The sequence below is a fragment of the Vibrio diazotrophicus genome, from assembly GCF_038452265.1.
Classification (GTDB): Bacteria; Pseudomonadota; Gammaproteobacteria; order Enterobacterales; family Vibrionaceae; genus Vibrio; species Vibrio diazotrophicus.
Genome location: NZ_CP151842.1, coordinates 1,040,961 through 1,059,749, shown reverse-complemented (window position 1 = coordinate 1,059,749; position 18,789 = coordinate 1,040,961). Strand labels below are relative to the sequence as shown.

Genomic DNA, 18,789 nt, shown 5'->3' with positions numbered 1-18,789 from the left:
CTTTCACTCCAACTATCAGACTTTTGTTGAAAAGCAGCAGCATTTTGTAAACACAAGAGAACAGATACAGAGATTACGCATTTCATTAAGACGGTAAATCTAGGTGAAAGACATATTTTCATAAAGTTTTCTGCCCGTCATACAGATTAATTAATTCGATACTTGTTTTTAGTCAATCAGGCGGTTAAATCCGCCTGATTGAAACGCACCCATATCTCTAAACTATAAGTTTTTTCCGTAAAACTCGGTTAGCTTTGATACCGCTTTATCGACATATTCTGGATTCCAATATGTCTGAATATGTGTTGCGCCATCAATCAAAAATAGCTCTTTAGAGTCTGCTCCTGATGCTTTTATAAAGGCGTCTTGCGTCATGTATAACGAATCCGCTTTACTTCCTGCAATCATGAGCAGAGGTTGGTTAATAAGGTCGATGTTGTTAGTTGCATCAAAACTCATTAACTCTAGCAAGCTGCTAACGGTATAACGAAATGTTGAATTTGGATGTGCGTGTGTCTTGCCGTAGTAGATGAAGCCTTCTCGGTACAACTCGAATGGAAGTTTTGCAATTTGCTCATCTGTTAACTGAGCATCACCTGTATATCGAATTTCGCCACTACTTGCTTCCAGTGCTCTTGCTTCAGAAGCTTGTTTGAGGCGCTCTTGTATAGTATCCGTCTGGGAGTTTACATAGCCATTACGTCTTACAAGTCCCGAATTAAACATACTTAATGTTGCCACTGATTTAAATCGTTTATCTGTTTGAGCCGCTTTTAACGAGTAACCGCCGCCGCCACAAATGCCGAGTAAACCTAATTCTGTTGCATCAACACCAGGATATTGGCTGATGAAATCTGCCATACCGTGTATGTCTTCAATACGATGAGATGGTTTGTCTATATTTCTCGGTTCGCCGCCACTGCCACCTTGGTAGGCCGCATCCGCTGCAATCGTGATGTACCCCATTTCTGCAAGTCTTTGAGCATATAAACCTGCGACTTGTTCTTTCACTCCTCCATTAGGATGAGCAACAACTATAGCTGGGTATTGTTTACTTGGGTCATAGTTTGCAGGGGTATATACGTTAGCTACAATGTTTACTCCATTCAATGCATAGTTAACTGCATGGATATTAACTTTACCCACAACGTTCTCTGTGATTGCATTCTTGTAAGTCAGTGTAAAAGGGTTCTGCCTATAATCCTCTGCAAAAGCCGCCCCTGAAACAAGACCAAGAGTTGCAGCAAGAAGTGTTACTTTGAGAATATTCCGATTCATGATTTTGTCCCCTGATTTCTATATTTTAAATAACCATTAATTGTTTAATTACCGATTACTTCGGCTTTTAAAGTAGGGAAATGATAGGGAGAAGTCGCTGACGAGAGAGTGACGATGAAATAACAATTTTGTCAGATTTTTCGTTGTTTGATATTTAAGGGAATATTTGAACATTTCTGACAAAACTGACAGTAAAATGTCAGCAATATGTTATTTATGAACCGTTATAATAGAAACCGTGAAATGAATGCAAAGCTTAGAATGTTTGAGGAGATGGGATGCGATTACTACTGGTGGAAGATGAAGAGAAAACATCTTCCTACATTAATCGAGCGTTAACTGAGTTAGGTTTTACTGTCGACTTGGCTGAAAACGGGATTGATGGATTGCATCTCGCTCTTGAGTATGACTACGATGTGATTATTTTGGACCTCATGCTACCAAATTTGGATGGCTACGGTGTTCTAGAACAGTTGCGAAAAAATAAACAAACGCCAGTGATTATGCTCTCAGCCCGTGGCTGTGTTGACGACAGAGTTAAAGGCTTACAGCATGGCGCAGATGATTTTTTGCCTAAGCCATTCTCGCTAACAGAGTTGGTCGCACGTGTTCAAGCTTTGTTAAGGCGTCGTCCTAGTGATGGCGCAGATATCACACGTTTACAAATTCACGATTTAAGCCTCGACTTACTTGCCCGAAGAGTGACTCGCGCAGGGAAAAGACTCGAACTGACCGCGAAGGAGTTTGCTTTATTGAGTTTGCTGGCTCGCCATCAAGGTGAAATTTTATCTAAGATGATGATCGCTGAACAAATTTGGGACATGAATTTTGATAGTGATGCCAATGTTGTTGAAGTTGCAATCAAGCGAGTAAGAGCAAAAGTAGACTCGCCTTTTACCGATAAGCTTATTCATACTGTGAGAGGTATGGGTTATGTACTCGAAGTCCGAAATGAGTAAATGTGAAGTATGAATGCACTTATGTTTCGTCGTTCAGTCACTTTTCGTCTAGCAGTAATGTTTGTCATTGCCTTTGTCGTAATTGTCTCAATTTATGGCTTATTACTTCGTATTTCATTGCATGATTCTTTGGCAAATCAAATGCACAATGAACTGTCATTTAGAGCTAATTTGATTGAGCCTTGGATAACTTCTCGAACTGATCTAAATAGTTGGGAGGTATTGGTCGCTAAGCTTTCTGACTTAACTTTAACTGAAGGAGGTCGTGTTACTTATTGGATATTTGATTCGAATAATCAGTCGATGTTAAGTAATACGTTTCTTCCTGGTGTAAACATTTCAGACTTAAACTCTGGTTACGTGAGAATACCGTCTCCAACCCCAGAGGCTTGTTCGACCTATCTATATATTGTTGATTTACCGACCAAAGGCTTGCGTTATGCAATAGGTCTTGAATCAAGCGCTTATATGGGGACATATGATGAGTTCACACGAAACCTTGTGATTATCACTGTTTTCGGTCTGGGACTTATTGCGTTACTTAGTTTTGTCCTCGTGCGTATTGGAATGAAACCCGTACATTCTCTTAGTGAGCAAGCACAACATTTAGCGCCAGATGAGCATGGCATGCGTTTAGATTCTGATTCGTTGCCCGTTGAACTAAAAGAGCTAGCCGTTTCGTTTAACGGTGTTTTAGACAGACAGGAAGTCGCGTGGCAACAGCTAGACAGTTTCAACTCGGATGTTGCTCATGAGCTGAAAACTCCGCTTACGAATTTGATTGGTCAAACACAGCTTGCGCTATCAAGCCGCCAATCAACAGAAAGTATGCAAGATATCTTAGGTTCTAATCTAGAAGAGTTGGAGCGAATGACATCTATTGTGAATGATATGCTTTTTCTCTCCAGAGCTTATGCTGGAGAGAATGCCACTAATGTTAAAAAGGTGTCTTTACGAGAGGAAGCAGATAAAACGATAGAATATGTTTCACCGCTGTTTTTCGAGAATGATATTGAAGTCGCAATTGATGGTGATGTGAGTGCATGTATCGACTATCGGCTTTTTAATCGAGCTTTAGCAAATTTACTTAGCAATAGCGCCCGATATGCCAAACCACACTCATGTGTGAAAGTTAAGTTTCAACAAGTTCACGATGAGGTTCATGTTTCTGTATCTAATGTTGGTGACACAATTGAGCCTACACATCTATCGCGTCTCTTTGAACGTTTTTATCGAATGGATTCCGCTCGAAAGAATAGTCACGCTCATCATGGTTTAGGATTATCGATAGTAAAGGCTGTAGCACTGATGCATGGCGGCACAGTTTTTGCCACCAGTGAGCAAGGCACCAATACGTTTGGGTTTACATTAAGTAATAGATTAGAAAAATGTTCAGAAAATATAGAAACATTAAATAACATGAATCTAAATTATAATAATGGCTAATCTTTGTAATTAATAAACAATTATTATTTTCAAATTAAATATATTAACTGACATGCGTGTAAGGTTGGCGTCATCTTGCTGACCTTATTGTAAAGTTAAAATTATTTCGTCTTATTAATGGATATTTACCATCTTAAATGGAGGAAATAATTATGACATTAAAATTTTTTAAACCAGTATTGTTGTCTAGTGTTATGTTCGTTGGTGCAGCAACCAATATGAGTTTTGCTAATGAGCAGCCTACACGTGCCCAGTTTCTAATGGGTGATATTGCGCCTAAGTTAGCGCAGCTTACTGACGATGTTTTGTATGCTGATATATGGGAACGCAAAGAGCTGTCGCCAAGAGATAGAAGTCTTGTAACAATTAGTGCGCTTGTGGCGATGAATAGACCAGACCAATTGCGTTCTCATATTCGAATCGGTTTGAAGAATGGTTTAACTCAAGAACAGATAATGGAAGCTATTACTCATCTTGCTTTTTATTCTGGTTGGCCGACTTCTGTTACAGCAGTACCTGTTGCAAGAGAAGTATTTAATGAACTAAAACCAGAATAAAACATCAATACAGATTAATAGTCGTAAACAATAATAAAAAATTGTAATTTTTAATATAAATGGCTTACATAATATAGGTAAGCCATTATAGATAATATTAATGAGGCTTATTTTGAATAAACTAAAATTTCATCTAAAAAATAACTTAGCTAGAATAACTATATTATTGATGACAGTTTTTGTTTCAACGGCACAAAGCGCAGAAAAGAAAGTGCTGATCGCTTACTTTTCTGTACCAGAAAACGTTGCGTTAAATGGCGTCGATGCAGCGACTGGCGCAAGCGTTTTGCTAAAAAATGGCAATGTTGTTGGATCTAATCAATATGTAGCACAGCTCATTCAACAACAAACTGGTGGTGATATCTATCGTATTGAAGCACCGTTTGAATATCCTGATACGCATGATCCATTACTTGAATTTGCCCAGAAAGAAAAACGAACCAATACTCGGCCTGCTATCAAAACACCGCTACCAGATTTAGAGCAGTACGATACTGTTTATGTCGGTTATCCGATCTGGTGGTATCAGATGCCTATGATCATGTACACATTCTTTGAACAGAATAATTTTTCGGGAAAAACCATCATTCCATTTACTGTTCATGGCGGAAGCCGATTCTCTGGCTCGATAAAAGTCATCCAAAATCTGCAACCTAACGCTGATGTTGTTACTACTGGGCTTGCGATATCAAGAAATAGAATTGATAGCGAGCAGATCCCGTCTCAAGTATCTCAATGGCTAAATACTTTCACTAAGCAATAACAGAATACCTAAATGAAGAGAAAGTACATATTTCAAGTTGTTCAAGATGCATTTTTACTAATGCTAGTTGGAGCTTTGTTTGGTTTTCACCTTTGGGGAGAAGCGCTACATGAATGGTTAGGAGTGGCTTTGCTTCTCCTCATTGCTCTGCATTGCGTCTTGAATGTGCACTGGTTCAAGAGAATCGCCAAAGGTGAATACGATCTATTTCGCCGTTTGAGATTGTTATCTACGGGGATTTTGATGGTTTCATTCGTTCTTGCTGCTATCAGTGGGCTAATGCTATCTCAATATGTTGCTCCTGATGCTTTTTTTCATAACTCGGCGGACTTGATTCGAAAGATACACATGACAAGCGTTCACTGGATGCAAGTTTTAATTGCTGTACATCTTGGGATGCATTGGAAAATGCTGGCAGGCTTTTTTAGTAAAATTTGGCATATTTATCCCTCTGCATTTTTAGCAAACCGCTTAATTCCCTTTGTTTTTATTCTAGTTTCACTTTATGGGTTCAATGAGGTTATCGAACGACAAATTCATACTTATCTATTGATGCAGGTAAATTACTCATTTTTTGATTTTGATGAATCAAAACTGAGATTCTATTTAGGCTTCTTTTCAATCGTAATCGCTGTTGCTTATCTAACGCGTATTTTGACGTGGATGGCTCTAATGTTAGATGAAAAAGCATCGAGGAAAGTATATTGAACTTCCTATAATAGCTGCAATGTGGTGTTTTCTAATTTAATAAAGATACTGAAAAGGCGTGAACAAAGGAATTTCGTCGCGAAAAACTGTAGCACGCTCTTGTTCAGAACCTTCACGGTTGGCTCTTCTGGCTCAGAAGTGTCCCTTTATGAGTTACAATCCAAAGTTCAAACAGTGATGTTGAGGCAACTTTGATATACAAAAAGTAATGAACAGCAAAAGAAAAAAGCTGAGCCAATTTGTTCACACTATTCAGTTAGCATGAGCTTTGCTTTAAGAAACGTAAGTTTGATGTCATCAGTTTTGGTGAACTTAAACTTACCGTCAGTAGAAGCGTTAAACCTTTCAAAATAGTATTCAAGTAGCGGATCGTACCTGCCACCGTGAACCCAAGTGTAGAACTTACCAAGTTCATAACGTAACTCTTTATCAAGTTCAGATCTTATTCTCAGCTCACTATCGTTTGCTAGGTCAACGATGTTCATATCTTGAAGATTCGTCTTAATCTCTTCAATCAGAGGTAGGAGGGATTCTTTATACTTATCAGCCAATGGTACAAGGTCAGCGTCAGTTACTTCCGCTTCAAAAATCATAATCAGGTCGTCAATCTCCCCGTTATAGTAATCGTTATCTAATCGTTTTTCTGACTCAGTACGAAGAACATAGAGTTGTTCTAAAGGATCTGATTTAGTCTCAATTTTTTCTTTTGAAAGTTTGTGTTGATATTCAACAAACAGCGTTTCAATCCTATCAGCAATAACATCAAGATACTCATATCGAATTCTGAGAAATTCCAGCAGCTCATTGATATTGAGGTTTAACGTTAGGTCTTCTTTACCCACATCTCGACTGTACAAATGAACACTCAAATCGCCAGTGTTGAAATGACTTTGAAATGGCCAACTTGCGAAACGCTTTGAGTTTTCTTGGTTCAGGTTTACGGGGTGAGCACCGAAACACGCCCTGATAGTTTTAAAATAATTATTATCATCTTCATTAGCGAAGAGGCGATCTTTGAAACATTTCTTTTCACCATAAAACGGATCTTTCTTATCAGTTATAAACACTCGATGGAGTTGTTTTATTGACTCGAAAATAAGGTCTATTGAAGAGATCAGAGAGTAGACTTGCATACATCTACTATCTATGTTCTTGTCAAACTCAGGCGCATTTTCTAAGTGGCGAACAGAGACAGAGATCCAATCCATAGCAGAGCAAACGAGGTTAAAAAGATTCTTACCACCGTTATCTTTGTATATTTGATACACAAAGCTAGAGTTTGAGTTAACTAAGTCTCGAAAATCACTGATTTTATCGTCACTAACAACGTTTCTCATTCTCTAATCGCCTTCTAACTAATTGAAAATATTATAAAGAATGGCAAAAATGATAGTGATAGTTCTTCAATTCTTCAACTTCTTCTTTGATTTGATTTGAAGTGATACGCTGGGCTTTGTCACTTAGTTAGATTTGAACGATGAGGATCTCTAGCCAGTTGTATAGCTAGACATTATCCGAAGGCAAATAGAAGAACTGAACCTCGAAGTAGCTTTTATCCTAGGACGTGCTGAAGCTGGTCTCCGCAAACTTGTGATCTAGGCCAACACGCCTTTGCCCCTTTCCGTATATGGAATCCACGTATTTACAAAGTGATTTGGCAAATAAAGAGTTAAGATGCGTACGTATATTCGGTTTCTTGTGAAGGAGCGACCTTCTAACCTTTGATGTTTGCGCACCTACTGTCCTCATCGAGTTTACAGCTTGTTAAGCATGACAGAATGGTCAGGTTTTCAGTAGGTTGGTCTTACCTTTTATGCATCATCATTTCGTAAAATTTGGTTTAATTAATTGGTTAGCAATATTGGCTTATATTTAGTTTCGTAACGAAGTATTGCCCATGCTGTTCGGACTATTTTATTGGCGAGTGCAATACAGGCTTTCTTGTACCCAATGCGTTTGATGATTTTAGCTAGCCAAGCGTCTTTTTGAGTTTTAGGTGTTTCTGGCAGTCGGCCAACGTAGGACATCGCCCCAAGATAAAGTAAAGAACGTAATTCTTTAACCCCTCCGCATTTATCAATTCCTATCATAAACACTTTTCCGCCCGAGCTATGTTGCTTAGGTGTCAGTCCAACGAATGCTGAAGCTTGTCTTCCATTTTTGAACTGCTTGCCATCGCCAAGAGTGGTGTAAAGCATCGCTGCTGTTGTCTCGCCAACCCCTTCGATTTCCATTAATCTTTGGCATGGTTCAATCTGGCGAGTTAAGGCATTTTTCTCTTTTTCAAATTCAATTAATTTAGACTTGAGTAGTTTGTATTGTTCCCACAACATGGCAAGAACAGAAACCACATTAGCTGGTATTGGAGTTTCACCATCTAACACGGATTGAATGGAGGCTTTTAATCCTTTTTCGCCTCTTGGGTTTGCTATCCCGTAGCCCAAGATCGTTCCTCTGATATGCTGCCCAAGTGATACGACACTACGAGATAAAAAGCGTCGACTGCTTTCCAAAGAGTGCATAGCTTGTTGTTCTAATGTTTTAGGTCGGCTGTATTTTATACCAATTTGTATAGCTGCATTAGCAATGGCAAGAGCATCATTGTGGTCGGTTTTATGGCCTTCTAAGTAGCCTTTTACTTTCTTGGGATTAATAATTCTGACCTCATGACCACATTTCTCAGCTAACTGTCCCCAATAATGGCAGCCACAACAACCTTCCATCGCAACGATAGATGGTTTCGTTGTAGTAAGAAACTCTTTTGCTTTTTGTCGGCTTAAAGCTCGATTAAAAAGTAACTCGCCATGAACGCTGATATGGCAGATTTGAAGGACGTTTTTAGCTAAGTCGATAGCAATAACATTGTTGGTCAGCATGTTGGAACCCTCGGGTATTTATCTCCTCCTGCTAAGTTTAGATTGGCAGGGGAAGAGTGGATTCCATACATCAAGTTAGGATAAATCTCATCTCATTCATATTTTTACAGCTCGACAAAAATAACGGGTTATTAATTGAGAAGCTATAGTTAGTGGTAAACAGCGTTCTTTTTAAAGACATGGAAATTTTGTATGCCTACGAATGAAAAGCTACTAGAGGTCATAAAAATGCAGACCGAACTGACTAAGTTAGGTTTGGATTTAGGTGCTGTAATGCAGCGAGTAGTTGATAGAGCATTGCCGCTTGTAAGAGCAGATGGTGCTGTTATCGAACTAGCCGATGATGGTCAGATGGTTTATCGAGCTGCTTCCGGTATTGCCTCTAACTACTTAGGTTTAAGGTTAGAAGCTGCATCAAGTTTATCTGGTCTCTGTATAGATTCTAGCAGGGCTTTAGTATGTTCTGATTCGGAAGCGGACTCACGTGTAGATATAGAGGCATGCAGGAAAATCGGGTTGCGTTCAATGCTCGTACAGCCATTGAATCATCTTGGCAAAACAGTAGGCGTATTGAAGGTGATGTCGTCTTCCGTTAATAAGTTTGGAGATGAAGAAGTCTTTATACTGAGTCTATTAGCAGAAACTATAGCTTCACTCATGTTTTTGTCAGAACGATATGACCGCAATGCTTTGTTCATAAAAGCAACAAGAGATAGTTTAACCGGTTTAGCAAACAAAGCGTTTTTTATGGATAGACTTAGAAGCACCCTACTAACAAAAATGGAATCTAGCCATCCGTATGCAATCGTTATTTGTGACTTGGATGGTCTGAAAGTGATTAACGATAATTTGGGTCACAGAATCGGTGATGTGGCAATAAAAGAGTTTGCTAATTGTCTGCGTAGAGCTACCCGAGAGTTAGATACCGTTGCGAGGATTGGCGGAGATGAGTTTGGAATCATATCTCCCCTCAAGAGTAGCGAAGATGCTAAAGATTTGGTGCAACGATTGGAAGCTGAAGTAACAAAAACAGTCGTGTATGAAACTAATACGATTAATTTGAAAGCCAGTATTGGGTTTTCACTAACACCTCAAGATGGAGTGGAAGTAGACCACCTTCTCGACTTAGCTGATCAGAGAATGTACTCGGTCAAGCGCAACCATTACCAAAAGATGAGAATGCAGCCTAGGTAACAATAGAATAAAAATTAATTAATATCATTAGCTTATTAATAACAAGGCTCCCATGCTTGAAGTAGTTCATGGTTTTCTACATTGGATAAAATACTAGCAAACTTTTGTCGAGTAGACGACACCTGTTACCAAGTGTCGTCCCTCTAAGAACCCAGCGTGCAACTTTCACCGCACTAGGCTCAAGCCTTCACAAAGGCACCGATTGGCACCCAGCAACTTATAAAGCAGTGAGAGCAGGCTCATGCCAAGAGTTACGGCATTGCTTCTTTGATTTTCTCTTAGCCAAGTATTCTTGGTATTGAGGATCAAAGGGCGTAGCGGCACTCCTGATTTTCACATGTCTCTCTATTGGCACCTTAGCTATTTGAAACAGATTGAACTGACAATCCATATCCATGATCTTCTGCCAACCGTGAAATTGCCATTGACCCTGACGGTTGATGAAGTATTTAAGCGCGATCCAAGTTCTGGATTTTGTTGGATGACGCCTTTTAGCCCAATGCCATAACGTATGGAATAGCTTGTGACCTACATATCCGAATACCTGTTTAGCCACGCAGTGCCGATAGTAATTCGACCAGCCCCTGAGTTTCGGATTTATCAACTTGATTAAATCGTTAACAGGGATGGTTGCGTGCTTCTTGATGAGTTCGCGCAAGTTGCTCAAGAACAATAGTGTGTTGGATTTGCTCGGTTTAATGAGCAATTTCCCTTTGTACTTCCTATGATTAAAACCTAGGAAGTCAAAACCACGGCTGATATGAGTAATGTGCGTTTTCTCTTCGGAGAGTGTTAAGCCTCTTTCTGCCAAGAAATCAGCAATCAACGGCTTGATATCGTTCTCCAGCACTTCCTTTGAAGCACAGGTGACGACGAAATCGTCGGCGTATCCGATAAAGTTGGCTCTGGCACCCTTTTTGAGTGCGGTAGACTTTATGCGTTGCTCAAGTCCTGCAAGAGTCATTAGCATCAAGGTCGGAGATATGACCCCACCTTGTGGTGTGCCCTCGTCAGTATGGTAGAACAGCCCTTTGTCCATAAAACCAGACTTTAACCATTGTTCCAACATGCGTTTATCTACGGCAATGTTATTCATCAGCCATTGATGCCCGATCTTGTCGAAACAGGCTTTGATGTCTCCCTCAAGAACCCATTGAGCTGATTTCTTTAATGCCAGACACTTGAAGCACTGTGCGACCGCATCGGCAGTGCTACGGTTTGGTCTAAATCCATAACTGTTAGGGTCGGCAAGTGTTTCTGATATTGGCTCCAGAGCAAGAAGATGAAGCGCTTGCTGCGCTCTATCGACCATGCAGGGGATACCCAGTGGTCTGAGCTTGCCGTTTTTCTTGGGGATGTAGATACGCTTGAGCGGTTTGGCTTGATAAGCTTTTCTGCTCAATTGGTTGACTGCTTTCATGCGGCGCGTATCTGTATTCCAGATAACGCCGTCAATTCCAGGCGTTTTACTGCCTTTATTTTGTGATACCCGCTTAACAGCAAGAAGTTTTGCTGAGCGTGAGTGAGTCAGTATCCACTGCAACGCTTTCGCTTTGCCGTGTTTACCTTCTCGTGTTGCCTTTGCAATACGCATCTGAAGCTTTAAAACATGGGATTCAACGGCTTTCCAGTTTATGGATTGCCATTGAGCACTGTCAGGAGAGGCACTAATCTCTTTTGAAATCATCCTTTGCATTTCTCCCTGAATAAAGTTCTTCAAATTATCTTGCAACGAAAGACCAGTCGGAAGTCAGCTCACTTTCGTGATCAGATATGAATCTGTATCTGCATCGTTACAATGCAGCCTTCGCTTTTTCCAACATCCTCTACCTGCATCACTATCGGCCACAAAGGCTTTCCCAGAGGGAGTGATACAGGCTTACCGTGTTCCATATGTCGCGCAATGTCAGTGTAGATGCCCGCTATGGTGCGGAGAGTTCAGCGATCACGAAAGAGCATGGGGCAATCTCTTTCCGACTCTCGTGCCTTTTGGCTACAGCGTATTAACCACTTCCGCTGTTCATCGATTAACGCACCTTACGCGGATTCACTTATGTTCATCATGCTGACTACCTAGCACTTACCCGATTTTGTGGTTATCAGGAGGATCGTCCTCTCACGATTTCAATCCCGATTGGAAAATACCAACCTTCGTTACATTGTCAGAGCCGCTACTTTATTCAGGCTCCTAGGTTCATCTGGTGATACAGATGGTTCACTCGTTGAGCGGTGAACAGCGCTTCATACGACTTCACGTCGCACGCCCCAAAATCATTTAGAGTAAAAAATCATACACATTCTGTTTATCTGGATTTGCCATACTAGAGCTAATTTCGTACTGGTTTGCCATAAAGGAAAGTTGCCAGTTCCAACCTTGCTCAGTGCGCATAACGGGTAGTATATGGAATTGGCTTATTTAAGTGGAGTTATATGATTCTTCATAAAACTTAGTGGTATCTGTCCTGTTTGTTTCTTGAAAAAGACTATGAAAGCACTGTCGAAAGAAAATTCCAGCAAATGGGCAACATCTCTAACTTGCTCTTCTCTAGACAACAACTCAATCGCCTTTAGCTGTCTACAGTCCTGATAGGACATTCCTGTTTCTGCTTTGAATAGCCTTGTGACAGTTTTGGTACTTGCACCTATGGAATGTGCAATGGTGGTAAGAGGCGGCACCAAAAAAGATTCTTGCATCACTTGTTGGCAGAATTTTTTTTAAACCGACGATCTAAAGGTAAGGGTAATTGGAAAGAATGACGTTTAGCCGCATAAAATTCTTCCCAAAAAAGAGCCGCCGTTTTTTGTATTTCATTTTCAGGTTTATCCCATGCCCACCATCTTATCAATCGATTTTGGGGTTTTGGTGAAGGGACGCACGAGGACTGAGGAGGCGGAGGGACGGAGCAACCCCCCGAGTATGTACTACGGGGGTACTTTCTACATAACTATAAGGTTTGTAGGGCATCTTCTTTTTTCAATGCTATCATTACCTTAGCGATTTGATTAATCTATACCCGTATTGTGTATTCTTATTGTAAATGAACTCTAACAAGTGGAAAACTTAACTAATGGATGATGTAGGCGAACCTAATTTGTTAAATGATAAATTGAATTTAAGGCAATTAATCCTGATTCTGAGTGTCTTCAGTGTGTTGATGACGCTTATCAACTCCTTTTACTCAATGTACAGAGTTCAGCAACAACTGATTATTACTAACACTATTGAATCCAACCGCGTTTACGCAGAAAAAATGGCTGAAACAACAGACTTGTTTATTGAGTCAGCGTTTTCCCAGTTGGAGTATAGCGCTGCTTTACTCAGTCAAGGTATGTCTGACACAAAAGTACAACAGCAAGAGGTCGATAGATTAAGGACTCAAACAAGTTTTTTTAACTCTGTAGTTATCGTTAACTCTAAAGGGGTTATAGTCTCTATATCACCTGAAAACATACAATTGAAAGGCGTACAGCTAAAAGGTGATCGCTCGCTGCAATCATTAAATGCTAAAGTTCCTCTTATTACAGACCCATTCATACCACCTTCTGGCAATTATTTAACCAGTATTTCATATCCAATTTTCTCTGAAAATAAAGAGTATTTAGGTTATATAGCAGGAACTATTTACCTTGAACAAAAAAATATTTTGAATACGATTCTCGGTAAGCATAGTTATAAAGATGGTTCATATCTTTATGTTGTTGATAGAAACCGCACGATAATTTACCATCCTGACGCCAAAAGAGTTGGAGAGGTAATAGATACAAATGAGGCAATTAACGCTGTAACAAAAGGCGAAAAAGGCGGTAAACCTATCGTTAACTCTCGCGGAGTTGATATGTTAGCAGGTTATGCGCCAGTTGCTCTTTCTGGATGGGGAATCGTTGCTCAAAGGGCGGAGGCACTTACCGTAGCAACGCTTAATGAGCAAATGTGGAAGGTATTCATTAAATCACTTCCAATTGGAGTAATAACGGTTTTAATTATCTGGGTTGCATCTGTATTTATATCTAAACCTTTATGGCAATTGGCTAGTATATTAAAAAACTATGAAAGTCATACATCTACTGGATATGATTTAATTAAAGTAAAGTCGTGGTATTTTGAGGCGTCATATTTAAAGCGTTCTTTTCTTAATACATTAAACATAGTTTCTAATACTATTAATCAACTACATAGTGATTCTTTAACAGATTCGTTGACGGGATTATTAAACCGTAGAGGGCTAGATAAATCTCAAGATAATCTCCGTATACAAAAAATACCATTTTCTGTTTTAGCTGTGGATATAGACCACTTCAAAAAAGTTAATGATGTATTTGGTCATGATGTGGGCGATATAGTATTAAAGAATGTAGCAGAGCATCTAAAGCTACAAGCAAGAGAATTAGATTTAGTATTCCGTTCTGGCGGAGAAGAGTTTTTATTGTTCTTACCAAAAACAGATATATATCATGCTAAGTATGCGGCGGAACGTATTCGCAAATCGATTGAATCTCAAGATTTTGAAACTGTAGGACATGTGACAGTTTCTATAGGTGTCGCTCATTGGGCTGCTGAAGGTAAACCTATTAGCGCTGTTCTCAAGGAAGCCGACGATGCCCTGTATAAAGCAAAAGATAATGGTAGAAATAGAACTGAGTTGAGTATAAGCAGCTAACGTACAAACTGTTTTTTGGGGCTACTAATCATTCGCCCCAATGTAAGTGATTTGTTCACAAAAACTTAGATAGCATGCGTGAATATTTAATAAGTTTGGATGTTGTTTTGATTTCTATTTCTGACTCGATTCCTAGAACACTGATAGCAGTAAGAAGTCGTTGTGATGTGACTTGTTGACTATTGGGAAGGATCAAATAATCTCCTCGCATTTGAAATCCTTCCATGTCGGTTTTTTTGTGCAGTTCCCTGCCCTTAATCATTCGCATTCGCATCAGGCTCTTGCATTCCGGTGGAATATCCGTTTTTCCACCGTCCCACAACTTGACCTGCCTCACAGTTTTAAAACACAGTTTTTCTGTCTCTTCGACGGTTAAACCGCATATCACTTCCCTGAAAAATAGATTTTTGTGCATCTTGTTGCATTTAATATGATTTCATCATATTAAAAGGTGAAATCATATGAATGTTACACTAGAGAATTACCATTAACGCCTGAAATCTAGATAATTTTATTTACCATGAGGCGAGATGGTGCGCACCTAAACCAATATTTTTTGCAACACCTGTAGTTATTGATGGTTTTATAATTTAGTAAAATCGCTGACTGATAATTGTCCATCTTCGATTCAGCTTGATCTGAGCTGACTCATTTGTGCCCCTTTCTTTGTTACTCATTACCTAACAAGTTCTGTGTGACACTAGCTAGTTGACCAAACTTTAGTAATGCAACAAAGTGTCTACTCTATAGGTGGCGATTCAAGCTTCTTAAAAGATGAAGCTAGGGTTTATCCGTATCATGGGAGTTATTTGATGTCATTTAGTAAAGATGCTCATAAGATAAGAAACTCGATAACACGCTACACAAAAGAATCTGTCGTACAACATTTACTGACTCGGCTACATACCGTATATCCTGATGAACCTAAAGCACTAGGTCGACCTTGGATTGTCTGCCTAATGCTCGAGTGGACATTAGAACTAGAACCCATTCACGGCGCTATTCCTGCGAATGAAAAAGATGTATGGAATATATTGAACAAAATTTGGGAGCTACAAGGAAAAGCTACAAAATTTGCCGATGAAGATAATGTTTGGTTGTCTCTAAGAGCGTTCCTACTAACACAACTTAGATTTCAAACGAACCAGATAGTACACAACTATTTCTTGGTAAGGTTGTTCTCAATTATGTGCAATGAAGGTGCAAGTCGGTCGTTTAGAGATAGCTTTCAAGCTCAGACGGATATTGATTTGGAAGACTTTTTTGTTTTGTCGGTGTTTTTCTTTTCTATATTTTACTCGTCTAAAAAGCCTGTCATTAAGTACGAAGAGTTCTTACCCAAACTCTCACCTGCATATCCAGTAGCCGTGATTAAACAATACCTCAGTTTGGTTGGAGCAAACTTTGAACAGTTGCAACAATTGATGAAACGCCGAAGGGGAGAAACTAGAGGCGATGGAGACGTAAGAGCAGAAGAGTATTTTTCTGAACCACTATTGCTTGAGAAACCAATACTCATCCTACCTGAAGGTATATCAACCGCTCATCCATACATTGCAAGTATCGGGTTGAGCGAGTTTGTTCTCAGAACACTTAAAACCGCTGATTCGAATGGCTTTCGAGACAAATTTACTAAAGAGTTTGAAGATTATTTAGCATATGTTTTTGATGCATATAATTTTGAGACGACAAGAGAAGAGCAACTGAAGGAAGTTTACAGAGATAACAAAATTCAGGGTAAGGTTGTCGACTTCTTACATCAACGAAACGGAACTTCGATTTTTATTGATGCAAAAGGCGTAGAACCCAACCAAAAAATTCTTGTGACTGACCAGAGCAACATTATTAAGGACAAGTTAAGAGATACTCACCTGAAAGGTATTAAACAAGCGGGTGAATGTGCAGATAAGTTAAGTGGCGTTGGTTTTGAGGATCTTGCTGATTATGATAACAGATATGCTCTCATAGTGACTCACCAAGACTTTTACCTTGGTAACGGTGTTAAACTCGCCTCTTATTTAGGGGATGAATATAGACAAAGGATAGATGAAGCGGTTGCTGGTAAGATACCTCTGAAAAACGTCCACTTTTGCTGTGTTGCTGATCTCGAAGGAATACTAGCGCTTTGTAATGAGACTGAAACCGAAATAAATGAATTTTTGGATTTTTGTAGCATTGAAGAAGAAACTCCAGAAACTGCTAAATTTGAGATGCGTCAGCACATTCAAGCATATGCAAAGAAACTAGCATCAGAGAAAAGCTCTCCTATTGGCAGCGATAGGCTAGTAGAAAATTATAAATACCTAACTTCTGAGCTTGCTGGAAAAATGTCAAAATCTCGGCAGTTCTGGAACAAAGGATTGGTGAAAGCTCCTGAGTTTTTACAGTACCTTAAAATAGTCAAAGAGTTAGTGTAGTTATCTTTTGAGTTAGTGACAATTTGACTAAGTGTGGAATATTGTGATTATCGAGCTAGTTATCTTGAGTAGCTCAGAAATGTCCATCTTCGAGTCAGCTTGATCTGAGCTGACTCATTTGTGCCCCATTCTTTGCTAGAGCTATCACTTCCAATAAACGCACAAGTCATATTTTGGCTTAATTAATCTAATACCACTAGTATGAAATGAAGTGTCTACCTAGCTGTTCAGCGTTTGTGTTTTGTCTAACTATATGGAGTCAATATGGGAGATTGGGATTTTCTACATGATATGCATAATGAGGGTTATAGTGCGGATCAAATTGCTGATGCAGCTGCTTGTGGATATAACCCGTATGAAGTTGATCTGTCAGATTTCGGTTTTTCTCCTGACGAATGGGAAGCGATTGATAACAATTATCTAAATGCTGAACATATTGTGGCCAATCCTGAACTAGAAGTTATTTTTGAGAGTTTGGTTACTAGTGCGGAATCTTTCTATAAATTGACAAATCGCTACTTACAGATTTGGGGTGAATTGGGTGAGCTATTTGCCGAAATAGAATACGGAATAAAGCGGCATAAACCACATACTCAAGGCTCTGACGGAAAGCTTGGCAATGACTTTATCGAGATAAAAACTATCTCTCCTGAGAAAAGTAAAGAACAAGTCAAAGTGAAACGTGCTGGTAACTTTAACAAGCTTTTAATTGTAAAAATTTCCGAAGACTTTACTTTTGAGGGTAAATTGATTGCCCGAAAAGACCTACCGAAAGGCGAAGGAAAGCATGCAACAGCATCATGGTAAAGCGACGGGAATCATCAAAGGTAAATTTATCTAACAAACGCACATAAGTCCCGAACTTGTATGCCTGACGCTTTTACCTCAGAAGTGCCCCGTGCTAGAACAGGCAAACTTATCAGTCCTGACAGATACTTTTGACTTAATTAATCTCATACATCTAGTATGAGATTAATTGTCTATTCAGTTAGGGCTGTTTATGAAAAGAAGTCGTATGGATAGTGATTTATTGTCACTAGCTAAGAATATTGATGGAGCCTATATTCACCATCAACCAAAGAAAGATAACCGACGTTGGGGAATTAGAAGTAAAAATTTTAATCATGAATCTACCGCATGGGTTGCCCCAAAGGTCAGCAGTAACCAATTCACAGTTGTACCAACGGGAGAATTTAGGCGTTTTAGAGCACAACTAGAAATGATGTCACAGCGCATAGGACAGGACCAGACTAGAACTGTTTATTACTTTCATTTTGCACAAGCTAAAGATGTTTTCGAGATATTTAGTTCTCGCTCAGAAGAAATATTGATATCAAACGATGAGCAGGTTGATGCACCAACTTCAGAGCAAATACAACTCGAATTGGAAGAAGCGATAGAACGTTCATTTAACGACACACCAGATAACCGTAAAATGCGTCTTTTTAGTTCAAGCAAGCGTCCTGAAAGAATCCACACAACAACTTATACATTTAGAAGAAACCCAGATGTTATTGTTGAAGTTTTATTAAGATCTGATGGGATATGTGAACGTTGTAAACAACAAGCACCATTTTCAAGAAGCCGAGATGGTACTCCTTATCTTGAAGTTCATCATATTAAAAGACTCGCAGATGGAGGGGATGATAGTGTCGAGAATGCTCAGGCTTTGTGTCCTAATTGTCATAGAGAACTTCATTTCGGTTAATCACTTTTGCCCCTTTATGCGTTAGAATTTTACTCTTTTACGTTCTGTTGATGGAATTTCCCCCAAGTAAAATTTATCTATTCTTACATCACTCTTACATCACTGTTAGCTTTCAAACCTTTGTTATTACATATCACGTAGATGGCAGCAGGTATTATGTATCCAGTCCAAGTATAAACTGCCTCAAACTAACACATATCCCGGGTCTTGTTTATCAGTGCGTTG

Annotated in this window: 14 protein-coding genes and 1 pseudogene; 10 read left to right on the top strand and 5 right to left on the bottom strand. The window is 39.4% G+C overall.

Going from position 1 to position 18,789, the window contains the following annotated elements; genetic code table 11:
• Nucleotides 1-222 precede the first annotated feature (222 nt).
• Nucleotides 223-1,278, bottom strand: a complete 1,056-nt coding sequence (locus AAGA51_RS04805; protein ID WP_042486905.1) for an alpha/beta hydrolase — start codon at nt 1,276-1,278, stop codon at nt 223-225.
• A gap of 278 nt (nt 1,279-1,556) precedes the next feature.
• Here AAGA51_RS04805 and AAGA51_RS04800 point away from each other — a divergent pair, with 278 nt between their 5' ends.
• The 5 genes from AAGA51_RS04800 to AAGA51_RS04780 all read left to right on the top strand — a co-directional run bounded on the left by AAGA51_RS04800 (nt 1,557) and on the right by AAGA51_RS04780 (nt 5,711).
• Nucleotides 1,557-2,237, top strand: a complete 681-nt coding sequence (locus tag AAGA51_RS04800) for a heavy metal response regulator transcription factor (protein WP_042486908.1) — start codon at nt 1,557-1,559, stop codon at nt 2,235-2,237.
• 21 nt (nt 2,238-2,258) lie between these two features.
• Nucleotides 2,259-3,683 (top strand): heavy metal sensor histidine kinase, encoded by a 1,425-nt coding sequence (locus AAGA51_RS04795; protein WP_042486943.1) that lies wholly within the window; start codon nt 2,259-2,261, stop codon nt 3,681-3,683.
• 152 nt (nt 3,684-3,835) lie between these two features.
• A complete protein-coding gene (locus AAGA51_RS04790) occupies nt 3,836-4,240 on the top strand; it encodes a carboxymuconolactone decarboxylase family protein (RefSeq protein WP_156102050.1) in 405 nt (134 codons plus the stop codon).
• A 169-nt stretch (nt 4,241-4,409) separates the two neighbouring features.
• Nucleotides 4,410-5,003 (top strand): flavodoxin, encoded by a 594-nt coding sequence (locus AAGA51_RS04785; RefSeq protein WP_342291545.1) that lies wholly within the window; start codon nt 4,410-4,412, stop codon nt 5,001-5,003.
• Between the two features lie 12 nt (nt 5,004-5,015).
• Nucleotides 5,016-5,711, top strand: a complete 696-nt coding sequence (locus AAGA51_RS04780; protein ID WP_042486910.1) for a DUF4405 domain-containing protein — start codon at nt 5,016-5,018, stop codon at nt 5,709-5,711.
• A 248-nt stretch (nt 5,712-5,959) separates the two neighbouring features.
• Here the strand turns inward: AAGA51_RS04780 and AAGA51_RS04775 are convergent, their stop codons facing one another.
• Both AAGA51_RS04775 and AAGA51_RS04770 read right to left on the bottom strand, forming a co-directional pair.
• The gene (locus AAGA51_RS04775) at nt 5,960-7,048 is read right to left on the bottom strand and encodes a hypothetical protein (RefSeq protein WP_042486913.1); all 1,089 of its coding nucleotides are present in this window, start codon (nt 7,046-7,048) and stop codon (nt 5,960-5,962) included.
• 507 nt (nt 7,049-7,555) lie between these two features.
• Nucleotides 7,556-8,587, bottom strand: a complete 1,032-nt coding sequence (locus AAGA51_RS04770; RefSeq protein WP_042490479.1) for an IS110 family transposase — start codon at nt 8,585-8,587, stop codon at nt 7,556-7,558.
• Nucleotides 8,588-8,779: 192 nt separating this feature from the next.
• On the opposite strand from AAGA51_RS04770, the gene AAGA51_RS04765 reads away from it, so the two are divergent.
• Nucleotides 8,780-9,781 carry a GGDEF domain-containing protein gene (locus tag AAGA51_RS04765; protein ID WP_042490481.1) on the top strand — a complete coding sequence of 334 codons (1,002 nt, stop codon included), beginning with the start codon at nt 8,780-8,782 and terminating at the stop codon, nt 9,779-9,781.
• Nucleotides 9,782-9,998: 217 nt separating this feature from the next.
• On the opposite strand, the gene ltrA is transcribed toward AAGA51_RS04765, so the two are convergent.
• Both ltrA and AAGA51_RS04755 read right to left on the bottom strand, forming a co-directional pair.
• The gene (ltrA, locus tag AAGA51_RS04760) at nt 9,999-11,468 is read right to left on the bottom strand and encodes a group II intron reverse transcriptase/maturase (RefSeq protein ID WP_042490453.1); all 1,470 of its coding nucleotides are present in this window, start codon (nt 11,466-11,468) and stop codon (nt 9,999-10,001) included.
• 725 nt (nt 11,469-12,193) lie between these two features.
• A pseudogene (locus AAGA51_RS04755) lies at nt 12,194-12,615 on the bottom strand (helix-turn-helix domain-containing protein); the annotation flags it as partial.
• Nucleotides 12,616-12,849: 234 nt separating this feature from the next.
• On the opposite strand from AAGA51_RS04755, the gene AAGA51_RS04750 reads away from it, so the two are divergent.
• From AAGA51_RS04750 to AAGA51_RS04735, 4 genes are all read left to right on the top strand, one after another.
• The gene (locus AAGA51_RS04750) at nt 12,850-14,439 is read left to right on the top strand and encodes a sensor domain-containing diguanylate cyclase (protein WP_342291544.1); all 1,590 of its coding nucleotides are present in this window, start codon (nt 12,850-12,852) and stop codon (nt 14,437-14,439) included.
• Between the two features lie 812 nt (nt 14,440-15,251).
• Entirely contained in the window at nt 15,252-16,856 is a 1,605-nt protein-coding gene (gapS1, locus tag AAGA51_RS04745; protein WP_042490438.1) for a GapS1 family protein, read from the top strand.
• Between the two features lie 264 nt (nt 16,857-17,120).
• Entirely contained in the window at nt 17,121-17,663 is a 543-nt protein-coding gene (locus tag AAGA51_RS04740) for a hypothetical protein (protein WP_042490440.1), read from the top strand.
• A gap of 208 nt (nt 17,664-17,871) precedes the next feature.
• Nucleotides 17,872-18,564, top strand: a complete 693-nt coding sequence (locus tag AAGA51_RS04735) for an HNH endonuclease (RefSeq protein WP_052404654.1) — start codon at nt 17,872-17,874, stop codon at nt 18,562-18,564.
• Nucleotides 18,565-18,789 lie beyond the last annotated feature (225 nt).

Excerpts from the sequence above, each read along its gene's own strand:
- AAGA51_RS04805 (WP_042486905.1), bottom strand. The coding sequence starts at position 1,278 with ATGAATCGGAATATTCTCAAAGTAACACTTCTTGCTGCAACTCTTGGT.
- AAGA51_RS04800 (WP_042486908.1), top strand. The coding sequence starts at position 1,557 with ATGCGATTACTACTGGTGGAAGATGAAGAGAAAACATCTTCCTACATT.
- AAGA51_RS04795 (WP_042486943.1), top strand. The coding sequence starts at position 2,259 with ATGTTTCGTCGTTCAGTCACTTTTCGTCTAGCAGTAATGTTTGTCATT.
- AAGA51_RS04790 (WP_156102050.1), top strand. The coding sequence starts at position 3,836 with ATGACATTAAAATTTTTTAAACCAGTATTGTTGTCTAGTGTTATGTTC.
- AAGA51_RS04785 (WP_342291545.1), top strand. The coding sequence starts at position 4,410 with ATGACAGTTTTTGTTTCAACGGCACAAAGCGCAGAAAAGAAAGTGCTG.
- AAGA51_RS04780 (WP_042486910.1), top strand. The coding sequence starts at position 5,016 with ATGAAGAGAAAGTACATATTTCAAGTTGTTCAAGATGCATTTTTACTA.
- AAGA51_RS04775 (WP_042486913.1), bottom strand. The coding sequence starts at position 7,048 with ATGAGAAACGTTGTTAGTGACGATAAAATCAGTGATTTTCGAGACTTA.
- AAGA51_RS04770 (WP_042490479.1), bottom strand. The coding sequence starts at position 8,587 with ATGCTGACCAACAATGTTATTGCTATCGACTTAGCTAAAAACGTCCTT.
- AAGA51_RS04765 (WP_042490481.1), top strand. The coding sequence starts at position 8,780 with ATGCCTACGAATGAAAAGCTACTAGAGGTCATAAAAATGCAGACCGAA.
- ltrA (WP_042490453.1), bottom strand. The coding sequence starts at position 11,468 with ATGATTTCAAAAGAGATTAGTGCCTCTCCTGACAGTGCTCAATGGCAA.
- AAGA51_RS04750 (WP_342291544.1), top strand. The coding sequence starts at position 12,850 with ATGGATGATGTAGGCGAACCTAATTTGTTAAATGATAAATTGAATTTA.
- gapS1 (WP_042490438.1), top strand. The coding sequence starts at position 15,252 with ATGTCATTTAGTAAAGATGCTCATAAGATAAGAAACTCGATAACACGC.
- AAGA51_RS04740 (WP_042490440.1), top strand. The coding sequence starts at position 17,121 with ATGGGAGATTGGGATTTTCTACATGATATGCATAATGAGGGTTATAGT.
- AAGA51_RS04735 (WP_052404654.1), top strand. The coding sequence starts at position 17,872 with ATGGATAGTGATTTATTGTCACTAGCTAAGAATATTGATGGAGCCTAT.